Annotated in this window: 12 protein-coding genes and 1 pseudogene; 8 read left to right on the forward strand and 5 right to left on the reverse strand. The window is 62.4% G+C overall.

All coding sequences use genetic code 11. The annotated features are described in order from the left end of the window. The first annotated feature begins 89 nt into the window (after positions 1-89). Together HU764_RS16280 and HU764_RS16285 are read left to right on the forward strand one after the other, a co-directional pair. The gene (locus HU764_RS16280) at positions 90-632 is read left to right on the forward strand and encodes a WCX domain-containing protein (RefSeq protein WP_186679029.1); all 543 of its coding nucleotides are present in this window, start codon (positions 90-92) and stop codon (positions 630-632) included. 216 nt (positions 633-848) lie between these two features. Beyond that, the gene (locus HU764_RS16285) at positions 849-1,337 is read left to right on the forward strand and encodes an REP-associated tyrosine transposase (protein ID WP_186678719.1); all 489 of its coding nucleotides are present in this window, start codon (positions 849-851) and stop codon (positions 1,335-1,337) included. A 108-nt stretch (positions 1,338-1,445) separates the two neighbouring features. Here HU764_RS16285 and HU764_RS16290 read toward each other — a convergent pair whose 3' ends face one another. Then, on the reverse strand, positions 1,446-2,180 hold the full coding sequence (locus HU764_RS16290) for a hypothetical protein (protein ID WP_186678721.1): 735 nt from the start codon (positions 2,178-2,180) through the stop codon (positions 1,446-1,448). Positions 2,181-2,352: 172 nt separating this feature from the next. Beyond that, entirely contained in the window at positions 2,353-4,779 is a 2,427-nt protein-coding gene (locus HU764_RS16295) for a TonB-dependent receptor (RefSeq protein ID WP_186703330.1), read from the reverse strand. A gap of 177 nt (positions 4,780-4,956) precedes the next feature. On the opposite strand from HU764_RS16295, the gene HU764_RS16300 reads away from it, so the two are divergent. Beyond that, positions 4,957-5,580 carry a glutathione S-transferase family protein gene (locus tag HU764_RS16300; protein ID WP_186703331.1) on the forward strand — a complete coding sequence of 208 codons (624 nt, stop codon included), beginning with the start codon at positions 4,957-4,959 and terminating at the stop codon, positions 5,578-5,580. Positions 5,581-5,612: 32 nt separating this feature from the next. Here the strand turns inward: HU764_RS16300 and HU764_RS16305 are convergent, their stop codons facing one another. Together HU764_RS16305 and HU764_RS16310 are read right to left on the reverse strand one after the other, a co-directional pair. Then, on the reverse strand, positions 5,613-6,377 hold the full coding sequence (locus HU764_RS16305; RefSeq protein ID WP_186703332.1) for a hypothetical protein: 765 nt from the start codon (positions 6,375-6,377) through the stop codon (positions 5,613-5,615). Between the two features lie 121 nt (positions 6,378-6,498). Further along, positions 6,499-7,383 (reverse strand): LysR family transcriptional regulator, encoded by an 885-nt coding sequence (locus HU764_RS16310; protein WP_186703333.1) that lies wholly within the window; start codon positions 7,381-7,383, stop codon positions 6,499-6,501. 146 nt (positions 7,384-7,529) lie between these two features. On the opposite strand from HU764_RS16310, the gene HU764_RS16315 reads away from it, so the two are divergent. After that, positions 7,530-8,549: an alpha/beta hydrolase gene (locus HU764_RS16315; protein ID WP_186703334.1), complete on the forward strand. Its 1,020-nt coding sequence runs from the start codon at positions 7,530-7,532 to the stop codon at positions 8,547-8,549. An 82-nt stretch (positions 8,550-8,631) separates the two neighbouring features. Then, positions 8,632-8,748, forward strand: a pseudogene (locus tag HU764_RS16320) (cupin domain-containing protein); the annotation flags it as partial. A gap of 22 nt (positions 8,749-8,770) precedes the next feature. Here HU764_RS16320 and HU764_RS16325 read toward each other — a convergent pair. Beyond that, on the reverse strand, positions 8,771-9,064 hold the full coding sequence (locus HU764_RS16325) for a DUF1330 domain-containing protein (protein WP_027593807.1): 294 nt from the start codon (positions 9,062-9,064) through the stop codon (positions 8,771-8,773). Positions 9,065-9,142: 78 nt separating this feature from the next. Here HU764_RS16325 and ribBA point away from each other — a divergent pair, with 78 nt between their 5' ends. The 3 genes from ribBA (at position 9,143) to HU764_RS16340 (ending at position 12,452) form a co-directional block, all read left to right on the forward strand. Continuing rightward, the gene (ribBA, locus tag HU764_RS16330) at positions 9,143-10,264 is read left to right on the forward strand and encodes a bifunctional 3,4-dihydroxy-2-butanone-4-phosphate synthase/GTP cyclohydrolase II (protein ID WP_085273282.1); all 1,122 of its coding nucleotides are present in this window, start codon (positions 9,143-9,145) and stop codon (positions 10,262-10,264) included. Between the two features lie 248 nt (positions 10,265-10,512). After that, the gene (locus tag HU764_RS16335) at positions 10,513-11,538 is read left to right on the forward strand and encodes a polyamine ABC transporter substrate-binding protein (protein ID WP_099429850.1); all 1,026 of its coding nucleotides are present in this window, start codon (positions 10,513-10,515) and stop codon (positions 11,536-11,538) included. Beyond that, positions 11,535-12,452 (forward strand): ABC transporter permease, encoded by a 918-nt coding sequence (locus tag HU764_RS16340; protein WP_033694105.1) that lies wholly within the window; start codon positions 11,535-11,537, stop codon positions 12,450-12,452. Before HU764_RS16335 ends, HU764_RS16340 begins: the two co-directional genes overlap by 4 nt. Position 12,453 lies beyond the last annotated feature (1 nt).

Raw genomic sequence — 12,453 nt, forward strand, 5'->3', positions numbered from 1 at the left:
TCCCATCCCCGGGCAGGGTATGCTTGCAGGATAGCCAAATGCCACCATCCGGGCGCACCCAGTGCCTGGCATTCACGGACGAGCCTCCTTTGCCCAGCCACCCTACCCGCCACACCATCGCCCGCCAATGGCAGCTGCTCAAGCTGCTGCCGGGGCGCCACCCAGGCATGAGTTCTACGCAGTTGCAGGCAGCGCTGGCGAAGGTGGGCCACACCACCAGCAAGCGCACCGTGGAGCGCGACCTGGTGGAACTGTCGGCGTTGTTTCCGCTGCACTGCAACAGTAAAGGCATGCCTTATGGCTGGTACTGGCAACCTGGGCTGAGCCTGGACGAGGCGCAGCAACTGCAACCGGATGCCCTCGCACCGGTTCGCCCGATCGGGCTACGCGCCTGGGTCGACGACGCGCTCGCGCTGCGCCTTGAACAGCAGCCATTGTCCACAGACATGCAGCTGGCACCTCAGCAAGGCGGCGGCGCCTCGCTGGCCGCTACCGTCGACGACAGCCGTGCACTGATGGGCTGGTTACTGTCCCAGGCAGGGTCGATTCGTGTCCTAGCTCCCGCATCACTGCGCGCCGCCCTGCTGGAGCAGCAGCGCCAGAGCTTGGCGCTGCACGAAGAATGCAGCTAAGCACGAGCGTGTAGGAGCAGCCTTGCGCTGCGAAGAGGTCCGCGACAACACCGGGAAATCTTCGCTGGTGCTACGGGCCTCTTCGCAGCACAAGGCTGCTCCTACACCACCCCTGTTCAGTATGGGGTTGTGATATTCGGTAACGATCTGTCGAGTGCTGGATTGCTGCGTCTCCTATTGTTTTAACGACAAGGATCGTTAAACGAGGAACACACCATGGAGTGGGCCGAAGCAAAGCTACTACGGCGGGGACGGTTCTCGGAACCCGGCAGGCTATACCTGCTCACCACCGTCACTCACCAGCGCAAGCCGCTGTTTGCAAGCCTGCTTGCTGCGCGTTTGGTTATTGGGCAAATGCGCCATTCGGAACGAGAAGACGCCTGCCAGTCACTTGCCTGGGTGGTGATGCCTGATCACTTACATTGGCTGATAGAACTTCACACCAATACGCTGTGCAGCCTGATGCGGCAGTTCAAGTCGCGTTCTGGCACTGCATTGTGCAAAGCCGGGGTAAGTCGTGGCCAAGTCTGGCAACGTGGTTATCACGACCGTGCCTTACGCAAGGACGATGACGTGCGCAAGATAGCCAGATACATTGTTGCCAACCCATTGCGTGCGGGTTTGGTTGAACACATAGGTGACTATCCCCACTGGGACGCAGTGTGGCTCACTGCGGACGTGACCGACCCACTTAACTCACTGTAGGAGCAGCCTTGTGCTGCGAAGAGGCCCGCGACAACACCGGGAATCTTCGCTGGTGCTACGGGCCTCTTCGCAGCACAAGGCTGCTCCTACAGTGACCCATTGACAGGTTCAGGACGGCAACACCGGCACGCGTCGGCGTGACAGGCAGGCGTACGCCAACCCCAGCACGCTGAACCCCAATATCCCCAATAACACCATCAATTCGCGGCTGTAGCGCGCCACTTGCGCGGGGAAGCCGGTGAACTCGCGGTACACCTGCACATCGGCCACGCCGTCGGCATGACGGATGCTGACGCCGCCCTGGCGGATCTGCGAGTAGTCGGCATCGAAGTACACCCACACCTTGCACGCCCCACCCGGTTCGATGGAGGGTATTTCGACCAGGGGCGTGGCGGCTTCGATAATGGTGTCGTTGCCAGCCGCATCGCGCACCTGCACCAGGCCCTTGGCCGGCAGGCGAATCTTCACCAGGCGAACCGGCGCATTCCCGGTGTTGCGCAGGTCGATGAGCAGACCGGTGCGATGGTCCACCAGCCCCGCCTCGAACGGTTTGGCGAACAACTGGGCGTAAGGCGCCTGGGCCAGTTCGATCAACCTGTCGACCTGGTCCTGGTGCAACTGCCCTTCGCTGATGGTGTTGATACGGCCCTGCAACTGCTCGTACTTAAGCTGCTCGCTGGCCTTGGTGATGCGTTCGCTGAACTGGCTCGGGTAAGTGAGGTAGGCGTAGGTCAGGGAGGCCTCCAGGCGAGGGCTGCCTTTGATCACCACATAGGCCACTACCATGACCATCAGGCCAATCAGCAGGGCTACGAGGACTTTGCCGACTTTGTCCCAGCTCAACGCAAACTTCCTTCTGTCGTGATACTGACGGTTCAAGGCGCCCAAGGGTGCCAATTTCGTGGCACCCAGGCAAGCGTTCAACGCCCTGGGAGCCGAAAGCGACCACACCGGTACCCTGATAGCAGAGCATAGCCACCCTCAGCATCGACAGGTTGAAGTTCTGACCCTGGGCTCAGAAGCCCAGCGTCGCCGACAGCAGGTAGGTCCTAGGGGTAGACAGCGTCAGCCCTGGCTCACTGTCGTCCGAAGCCCCTGCTGACGCCCAGTAGCGGTCGTCCAGCACGTTCTCGACACTGGCCCGCAGCGTGACCTGGGTAGCGTCAACCTTGAAGGTATAGCGGGCGCCCAGGTCGAAACGCTCCCAGCCGTCGATCTGCTTGCTGTTGTTCTGGTCCAAGTACTGCGAACTCGAGTGAATGCCCCGTGCGGTCAAGGTCAGCCCGTTTACCCTCGGCACATCCCATTCGGCCCCCACATTGACGTTGTACTCGGGCGTTGCCGGTGCGCGGTTGCCGTCGAAGGCGCCGCCGACGGTATCGGTCAGTTCGCTGTCGATGTACATCACCCCGCCCAGCAGACGGACGCCCTCCAGCGGCTCGCCAAACACACTGAGCTCCACACCTCGGTTGTCGCGCTTGCCATTGGGCCCGAACACTCGCGTGGTGGCATTGGTTTCGTAGGCGGGCTGACGTATGCGAAACACGCTGGCGGTGAAGCCGACCTTACCCAGGTCATACTTCGCCCCGACTTCCACCTGCCGGCTGGTGAAGGGCGGGAAGATCTGGTCTTCGTTGACCGACGTCGACGGCGCGATCTTGCCTTGGCTCAAGCCTTCCATGTAGTTGGCGTACAGCGACAGCTGCTCGCTGACCTTCAGCAGAACGCCCGCCGATGGCGACACCTTTTCTTCGTCGTAGGCCGTGTCACCTTTGACGCCGTCGCTCCAGTCATCGACCTGCACCCGCTGCCAGCGGGCGCCCAAGGTCAGCAGCAGGCGGTCATCGAAAAAGCCAAGGGTATCGGCCAGGGCGACGCCGCTGAACCGGTTCTCGGTATAGACCTTGGGGTCGAGCCGGGTCGGGGTGCCGGGTGTCGGCGTGGCCACCGGGTTGTAGAGGTTGCTGGGCGCCGAGGCATAGCGCGCGCCGCCGTTGGTGAAGTCCATGTAGAAGTACGTGGCGGCCAGGTTCACTTCGTGGCTGACCGGCCCGGTATGGAACCAGTTGCGCACACCGGCCGTGGCGGTACGCACGCTTTCATCGCGGGTGAAATCGCGCGGCTGAACAGTAAAGTCCCCGGCATCGTTGATGATCGAAACGTTGTGGCGCAAGAAGTCATGGTTGCTCTTGCGCGCGCCTACTGCGCCATAAGCCATCAGCGAGTCGCTGATGTCGTACTCGGCATTGACGGCACCGAAGGTGTCATTAGTGCGCGCCTTGCTCCAGGCCTGTGCGTAGTTGTGGTGTACATCATTGGCGCTCGGCACCTTGGCATTGGCACCAATCAGCACACGCTCCTGGGGGGCATCGGTATCACGCTCGGTGTGGCCGATGTCGGTCGATAGGCGCAGCCGCTCGCCGCGAAAATCCAGGCTCAGCACCGCCATGTCCCGCTCGACACGCTGGTGATCCCACTCGGTGTCGCCGGCCTGCTTGACGCCGTTGAAGCGGATACCAAACTGCCCACCCTCGCCAAAGCGGCGGCCGACATCCACCGCACCGCCGGCCTGGCTGCCCGAGGCAAAACTGCCGGTGAACTCAGTAATGGGCGTATCGCCTGCCCGCTTTGGCACCACATTGATACCGCCGCCCACGCTGCCGCGCGGCGAAATACCATTGAGCAACTGGCTCGGCCCCTTGATGATGTCGACCCGGTCGGCCATCTCCATGTCGATCGAGTAGGTCGGCAAGATGCCGAACAGGCCATTGTAGGATACATCGCTGTTGAACAAGCTGAACCCGCGGATCGTGAACTGCTCGAAGCGCCCACCGGCCGGGTTGGTCGCACGCACCGAGGGGTCGCTGGCGATCAGGTCACCCAGGGTACGTGCCTGCTGGTTCTTCACCAGGTCGCTGGTGTAGGTGGTCATGCTGAACGGGGTGTCCATGAAGTCGCGCGAGCCAAGCAGGCCTTGCGACCCTTGGCGGGCGACCTGGCCACCGGCATAAGGTGGCGCGTCGCTGCCACCCACATGGCCACCGACAATGCTGGTCGGGGCGATCTCCAGCGCATCCGACGCTTGCGCCACAGGCACCAGGGTAAACGCCCCGTTACCCACTGGTTGCAGCTGCAGGCCGCTGCCTTGAAGCAGCTGCATGAAGCCCTCGTCAACGCTGTAACTGCCTGACAACCCCCTGCTTTGCCGGCCAGTGACCAGCGCCGGGTCGAGTGAAAGGCTGACCCCGGCGAGGTGGGCGAAACGGGTCAGTGCGGCGCCCAAGGTGCCGGCGGGCACGGTGTAGGTACGCCGCGCGAGGTCGTCGGCCCAGGCTGACGAAGACAACAGGTTGGCACTCAGGCTGATGGCAAAACCCAGGTACATCAACGGACGCGAACGAAGTGACGCCGCACGCGGGCGGCAAGGCAATACGACAGGCATTGAAACAGGCTCCCTTTATTCTCTACTACCGCTAATGACAGGCGGCCTGAAAAAAAGGGACAGCCTTGCAGCATTATTTTTAACGAACGAAAAACCCTGCCCACCGTCCACGGTTAATCCTTGACCGAGGTCATGCCGTGAAGGACGATCAGCCTTCCACAAGCAAGGACGAATACCATGTTACGGATATTGGGCAGAGCGTCTTCGATCAACGTGCGTAAAGTCCTCTGGGCCTGTGCCGAGTTTGATATCCCCTTCGAACGGGAGGACTGGGGCGCAGGCTTCACCGCCACCGACACCCCCGAATTCTTGGCACTTAACCCCAACGCCATGATCCCGGTCATCCAGGATGGCGACTTCACCCTGTGGGAATCCAACTCCATCATCCGTTACCTGGCGACGCGCTATGGCCACGCCTCGGTGTACCCGACCGAGGCAAAAGCCCGGGCAGGTATCGATCAATGGATCGACTGGCAGGCTTCGGACCTCAACAGGTCCTGGAGCTATACCTTCATGTCGCTGGTCAGGCATTCACCCGCCCATCAGGACCCGCAGGCGCTGGCCGCCGGCCGTGCCGAATGGTCTCGCTACATGCAGATTCTTGATCGGCAGCTCGCCGCAACCGGTGCGTATGTGGCTGGCGACATGTTCACCCTGGCTGACATCCCCATCGGCCTTTCGGTCAACCGGTGGTTCGAGACGCCTTTCGAGCATCCTCATTTGCCAGCCGTCAGGGCGTATTACGAACGCTTGAGCAAGCGCCGGGCGTTTTGCCTGCATGGCAGGAACGGCACCCCCTGAGCGCTTGATGCACAGGAGCCTTGCAGCGCGCGCTAGCGTGACTGCAAGAGCTTCGCCAAGACGAACGTCACAACCACGGCCAGCAACACCGCAAGCGAAATCGACAGGACTGCGCCCCATTGCAACAACGTACTTTGCAGGGCCAGGTAGAAGCCCACCACGCCCACCGCGCCAATGGCATTGCCACGCACGATCGCACCCAACTCGTGGCGCCCGCCCTGGACGTGGGCAAATACTGCAAGCGGCCAGGCGATTACCGGGACCGGCGCCAGCATCCCACTGACCACCGGCCCGAGCATCGTTGCACTGGCCGTGATCACCAACAGCAACATGGTGGCGGTCATCATGCGCATCGGGATAACCCAGCGCGGCATCGGCACGTAACGCGCTGAACGGGCTTGGGCCGGTTGCGAGGTGACGACGACGATGGCGACGACCAGTAACAGCGTGGCAACGACAGACAGCGCCACCCAGCCCAGGTGGCTGGTCGCCAAGGCGGCCACAGCGAAGAACAGCAGCGCTACGATGCAGCCGACAAACGCACTGACGCGCTGGGTCACCCAGTAGTAGAACAAACAGGTCGCTTGCACGGCGGCCACCCCCGCCAATGCACCAGGTACGGCCTGCGACGCGAACACCTCGCCCTGTTCAAGGCTGAGAAACAGCATCACCAGCGCTGAGGTGACAGGCAGCCCCGAGAGCAGCCCGCCAATTTGCGTACCCCAACGTTTGCCCGCCAGCGAGATGGCCAGCATGAGGGTGGGTGTCATGAGTAGTTTGAGGTAGAAGGCAGTCATGCAGAGGTTCGGGTCAGAAGGGAGGGATCAAGCCTTGCGCAGTCGCGCGCGGGTTGCTTGGCAGAGCCTCATGCTAGCCGAATTGCACTTCTGCCCACCAGCGGCGAACGCGCCGGCCCCGTCACAACTGCGCCAGCCGCTCCCGCAAGAACCCGACAAAGGTTTGCACCGCCCGCGCCACCTGGCGATGCTGCGGATATACCGCCGACAACTGCAACGCCGGCGGCGTCCAGTCTTCCAGCAACGTCACCAAACGGCCATCCGTCAGTGCCTGGCCAACGATGAACGTGGGCAGGTACGTCACGCCCATCCCCGCTATCGCCGCATCCCTAAGCATTTCGCCATTGTTGGCGCGCATCCGCCCCGCCACCGCAATCGCCTGCGTCTTGCCGCCCTGTTTGAACTGCCACTGCACCTGCCGTGAATGCCCATAAGGCAGGCAGTCATGCCCGGCCAACTGCTCGGGGAATGCGGGCACCCCCTGCGCCTCAAGATAGGCCGGGCTTGCGCAGTACACCCGTTCAACACCGGCAATACGCCGCGCGATGAGGCTGGAGTCCTCCAGCGCGCCAATGCGCAAGGCCAGGTCATAGCCTTCGCCGATCAGGTCCACGGCCCGGTCGCTGAGGTCCACTTCTACATCCACCTGCGGATGCAACTGCAGAAATTCGGTCAGCAGGCACCCCAGGTGGGCCATGGCGAACGACAGCGGCGCACTCAGGCGCAAGGTGCCGCGCAAGGCCTGGGCCTGGCCGCTGATGTCATGCTCCACCTGCTGCACTTCGCCCAGCAAGCGCAACGCCGACTGGTAATAGTGCTGCCCCAGCGGAGTGGCGTCCAGGCGCCGTGTCGAGCGGTTGAGCAGGCGCACGCCCAGGCGTTCTTCAAGTTGCATCAGGCGCCGGCTGACCGATTGCTTGGACATGCCCAGACGGTCCGCCGCAGCGGTGAAACTACCGGCTTCCATGACCTGGGCGAAGATCCGCATGTCTTCGTAAGGGTTCATTGTCTCGTTCCTGGTGACAGTCAAACGCTTTATAGCCGATTTTTCCCACGAAGGCATCTCCTTAATCTACTCGCAAGTCACAGCGATGGCCTTTAAGGCCAGGCAATTCGCCCCTCTCAAACACTTGCATAGAAAAGGATTCGCACATGAACATTGTCCACAAGGTACTCACTACTAGCCTCCTTGCCCTCTCCGTTTCCACTGCGTTTGCAGCAGGCAGCCCATGCGTCGAGCAGCACACCCAGGCCTTCCTCGAAGCCCTGGAAAAGGGTGGCGGCAAGCCCCTGGAACAGCTCGCGCCGAAGGACGCCCGTGCAGTGCTGACCGGTGCTCAATCGTCGGTCAAGGTTGACCTGTCCGGCATCGAAGTCAAAGCACACACGATCCAGGCCAACGGCGAGACAATCACGCTGCAGGTTGTCCGCCCGGCCAATGTAAAGGGTGAGTTGCCGGTGTTCATGTTCTTCCATGGCGGCGGCTGGGTACTGGGCGATTTCCCAACTCACCAGCGGCTGATTCGCGACCTGGTGGTCGGTTCCGGCGCGGTAGCGGTGTACGTGGACTACACGCCTTCGCCTGAAGCGCACTACCCCACCGCCATCAACCAGGCTTATGCCGCCACCCGCTGGGTGGCCGAGCATGGCAAAGCGATCGGCGTGGATGGCAAGCGCCTGGCCGTGGCCGGCAACAGCGTCGGCGGCAACATGGCCGCAGTGGTCGCGCTCAAAGCCAAGGAGGCCGGTACGCCCAAGCTGCGCTTCCAGTTGCTGCTGTGGCCGGTGACCGATGCCAGCTTCGAAACCGGCTCGTACAAGCAGTTCGCTGAGGGGCACTTCCTCACGACGGGCATGATGAAGTGGTTCTGGAATAGCTACACCACTGACGCCAAGGCACGTGAGCACATCTACGCCTCGCCGCTGCGGGCCAGCAGCGAGCAGCTCAAAGGCCTGCCGCCAGCGCTGGTGCAGACCGCAGAGTTCGATGTGTTGCGTGATGAGGGCGAGGCCTATGCACGCAAGCTGGATGCGGCGGGGGTGGCGGTGACTGCGGTGCGGTACAACGGGATGATTCATGACTATGGGTTGCTGAACCCACTGAGCCAGGTGCCTGAAGTGAAAGCGGCGATGCGCCAGGCGGCTGGGGAGCTGAAGGTGCACCTTCAATAAATCCAGACACAAAGGCCCGAGCGATCGGGTCTTTGTGGTTGCGCGTGCCATTGCTACCTGTTCTTCCGAAACCCACTTACAACGAGAGGGCAATGGCGTTCGGGTGCGCCAGGAGCAGTTGCTGCAACTTGGCAATGGCCAGGATGCAGAGGTCCTGGTGTTCGACTTGCGCCCCCATGAGCTGCCAGGCATGCCGTAAAACGATGCCGGCCCTGATCACCTCAGGGCTCGAACCCTTCGACGATGATCACTTCAGCCTTCGCCACACCTTGGCGGTGGCTGCAGGCCTCCTGATAAAGCGCCGACTGATAACAGGCCACCGCCTGCTCGTATGAGTCGAACTCGATCACCACACTGCGCTGCGGCGTCGGCCGCCCTTCCATCGCCTCGCTACGCCCGCCCCGCGCCAGAAACCGCCCACCGAATGCGGCAAAGGCAGCGGGCGCGCGCTGGGTGTATTGCTGGTATTGCTCGGGGTCGGTCACATCCACGTGGGCGATCCAATACGCTTTCATCCGCTGCTCTCCTGTTGCAAAAGTATTTGTGTATGATGGTATACCATAAAAATCACCCCACCACAGCGAGCGTGCAGCATGGCTTTCAACAGCATCGAAGAACTTCTCGAGGACTACCGGCAAGGCAAGATGGTCCTGCTGGTGGACGATGAGGACCGGGAAAACGAAGGCGACCTGCTGATCGCCGCCGAGCGCTGTGACGCCCAGGCCATCAACTTCATGGCCCGCGAAGCGCGTGGCCTGATCTGCCTGACGCTGACCGACGATCATTGCCAGCGCCTGGGCCTGGAGCAGATGGTACCGGCCAACGGCAGCGTGTTCAGCACCGCTTTCACCGTGTCGATCGAGGCCGCCACTGGCGTCACTACCGGTATTTCCGCCGCCGATCGTGCGCGCACCGTGGCAGCGGCCATGGCGCCGAACGCGCGCCCGGAAGACCTGGTGCAGCCTGGGCATATCTTCCCCTTGCGCGCCCGCGAAGGCGGCGTGCTGACCCGCGCCGGCCACACCGAAGCGGGCTGCGACCTGGCGCGCCTGGCCGGTTTCACAGCCGCCTCGGTGATCGTCGAAGTGCTCAATGACGACGGCACCATGGCGCGCCGCCCCGACCTGGAAGTGTTCGCCGCCAGGCACGGCATCAAGATCGGCACCATTGCCGATTTGATCCACTACCGCCTGAGCACCGAGCAGACCATCAAGCGCATCGGCGAGCGCGAATTGCCCACCGTGCACGGCACCTTCCGCCTGGTCACCTATGAAGACCGCATCGAAGGTGGCGTGCACATGGCCATGGTCATGGGCGACATCCGCCGTGAGCAACCGACCCTGGTGCGCGTGCATGTGATCGACCCGCTGCGCGACCTGGTCGGCGCCGAATACGCCGGCCCGGCCAACTGGACGCTGTGGGCGGCGCTGCAGAAGGTCGCCGAAGAAGGCACCGGCGTGGTGGTGATCCTGGCCAACCATGAGTCTTCGCAGGCGTTGCTCGAACGCGTTCCGCAGCTGACCCAGCCGGTGCGGCCTTACCAGCGCGGGCAGTCGAAGGTGTATTCGGAAGTCGGCACCGGTGCACAGATTTTGCAGGACCTTGGCGTAGGCAAGCTGCGCCACCTAGGGCCGCCGCTCAAGTATGCGGGGTTGGCAGGGTATGAGCTGGAGGTGGTGCAGAGCATACCGTTCGAGCCAGTGTTGGCTAGCTGACAACGCTGCCCTAGCGCTCACGCCGTGTAGGCGATGGTTGGAAGGGTTGGAGTGATGGCCGGTCGCCTCCGCCTCTTGCCAAAAGTTTGGAATACCATAATATGATATCCCGTAGACCTTGAATGTGCAGGCCGGCACCTACACTCACAATCGGCCACCGACACTTTGTTTTAGCTGCTCCCCGAATACTGTTGGCGGGCGCACCAAAAAGCCCCGCCTCGAATAACAAAAGCAACGAGGGCGTAACCATGCTGTTGAGCAAACGTGTAACCGCAGTGCTGTCCGCCAGCCTGCTGACCCTGGCGTGTCAGGCCACGCAGGCCGCTGACAGCCTGAACTTCGTCAGTTGGGGCGGTACCACCCAGGACGCCCAGAAAGAAGCATGGGCCGTACCCTTCTCCAAAGCGACCAACATCAAAGTCGTCCAAGACGGCCCTACCGACTACGGCAAGCTCAAGGCCATGGTCGAAAGCGGCAACGTGCAGTGGGACGTGGTCGACGTTGAAGCCGACTTCGCCCTGCGCGCCGCCAGTGAAGGCCTGCTCGAGCCGCTGGATTTCAACACCGTCAAAAAAGACCGCATCGACCCGCGCTTCGTGTCAGACCATGGCGTCGGCTCGTTCTTCTTCTCGTTCGTGCTCGGCTACAACGAAGGCAAGCTGGGTGCCAACAAGCCGGTAGACTGGACCTCGTTGTTCGACACCAAGACCTACCCCGGCAAGCGCGCCTTGTACAAATGGCCGAGCCCTGGCGTGCTTGAACTGGCGCTGCTGGCCGACGGCGTGCCCGCCGACAAGCTCTACCCGCTGGACCTGGACCGCGCTTTCAAAAAGCTCGACACCATCAAGAAAGACATCGTCTGGTGGGGTGGCGGCGCGCAGTCGCAGCAACTGCTGGCCTCTGGTGAAGCCTCGCTCGGCCAGTTCTGGAACGGCCGCGTGTATGCCTTGCAGCAAGACGGTGCACCGGTGGGCGTGAGCTGGAAACAGAACCTGGTCATGGCCGACTTCCTGGTCATCCCCAAGGGTGCCAAGAACAAGGACGCGGCCATGAAGTTCCTGGCCAACGCCAGCAGCCCCGAAGGCCAGGCCGAGTTCGCCAACCTGACCGCTTACGCGCCGGTCAACCTGGACAGCGTGCCCAAGCTCAAAGCCGACCTGGCGCCTAATCTGCCGACCGCCTATGCCCAGGACCAGGTGACACTGGACTTTGCCTACTGGGCGAAAAACGGCCAGGCCATCGCCGCACGCTGGAATGAGTGGTTGGTCAAATGAAAGTCGCCATCAACGCCCTGCACAACGCGCAAGGTGCCCCCACGGGCGCCGGCGCTCCGGGAACGGCCCCCCGCCGTGTGAGCCTGGGCCAGCGCTGGAAAGGCAGCCGCAACCTGTTGCCTGCCCTGCTGTTCCTTGGCCTGTTCTTCTTCGCCCCGCTGATCGGCCTGTTGCTGCGCGGCGTGCTGGAGCCAGTGCCAGGCCTTGGCAACTACGAGCAGTTGTTCGCCAACTCGGCTTATGCGCGGGTGCTGTTCAACACCTTCTCGGTGGCCGGCGTGGTGACCCTGATCAGTGTGCTGCTGGGCTTCCCGCTGGCCTGGGCGATCACCCTGGTGCCTAACGGCTGGGGCCGCTGGTTGCTGAACATCGTGCTGCTGTCGATGTGGACCAGCCTGCTGGCGCGCACCTACTCGTGGCTGGTGCTGCTGCAAAGCTCGGGTGTGATCAACAAGGCGTTGATGGCCATGGGCATCATCGACACCCCGCTGGAGATGGTGCACAACCTCACCGGCGTGGTGATCGGCATGAGCTACATCATGATCCCGTTCATCGTGCTGCCGCTGCAGGCGACCATGCACGCCATCGACCCGATGGTGCTGCAAGCCGGGTCGATTTGCGGGGCCAGCCCGTGGACCAACTTCTGGAAGGTGTTCCTGCCGCTGTGCCGCTCGGGGCTGTTTTCGGGGGCGTTGATGGTGTTCGTCATGTCGCTCGGTTACTACGTCACGCCGGCCCTGCTCGGTGGTGCGCAGAACATGATGCTGCCCGAATTCATCATTCAACAGGTGCAGTCGTTCCTCAACTGGGGCCTGGCCAGCGCCGCCGCCGCACTGCTGGTGGTGATCACCTTGGTGCTCTTCTACCTGTACCTGAAGCTGCAGCCGGAATCCCCGGTCGGCAACGCGAGGTAAT

This window comes from Pseudomonas kermanshahensis (assembly GCF_014269205.2).
Lineage (GTDB): Bacteria > Pseudomonadota > Gammaproteobacteria > Pseudomonadales > Pseudomonadaceae > Aquipseudomonas > Aquipseudomonas kermanshahensis.

Excerpts from the sequence above, each read along its gene's own strand:
- HU764_RS16285 (WP_186678719.1), top strand. The coding sequence starts at position 849 with ATGGAGTGGGCCGAAGCAAAGCTACTACGGCGGGGACGGTTCTCGGAA.
- HU764_RS16295 (WP_186703330.1), bottom strand. The coding sequence starts at position 4,779 with ATGCCTGTCGTATTGCCTTGCCGCCCGCGTGCGGCGTCACTTCGTTCG.
- HU764_RS16300 (WP_186703331.1), top strand. The coding sequence starts at position 4,957 with ATGTTACGGATATTGGGCAGAGCGTCTTCGATCAACGTGCGTAAAGTC.
- HU764_RS16305 (WP_186703332.1), bottom strand. The coding sequence starts at position 6,377 with ATGACTGCCTTCTACCTCAAACTACTCATGACACCCACCCTCATGCTG.
- HU764_RS16310 (WP_186703333.1), bottom strand. The coding sequence starts at position 7,383 with ATGAACCCTTACGAAGACATGCGGATCTTCGCCCAGGTCATGGAAGCC.
- HU764_RS16315 (WP_186703334.1), top strand. The coding sequence starts at position 7,530 with ATGAACATTGTCCACAAGGTACTCACTACTAGCCTCCTTGCCCTCTCC.
- HU764_RS16325 (WP_027593807.1), bottom strand. The coding sequence starts at position 9,064 with ATGAAAGCGTATTGGATCGCCCACGTGGATGTGACCGACCCCGAGCAA.
- ribBA (WP_085273282.1), top strand. The coding sequence starts at position 9,143 with ATGGCTTTCAACAGCATCGAAGAACTTCTCGAGGACTACCGGCAAGGC.
- HU764_RS16335 (WP_099429850.1), top strand. The coding sequence starts at position 10,513 with ATGCTGTTGAGCAAACGTGTAACCGCAGTGCTGTCCGCCAGCCTGCTG.
- HU764_RS16340 (WP_033694105.1), top strand. The coding sequence starts at position 11,535 with ATGAAAGTCGCCATCAACGCCCTGCACAACGCGCAAGGTGCCCCCACG.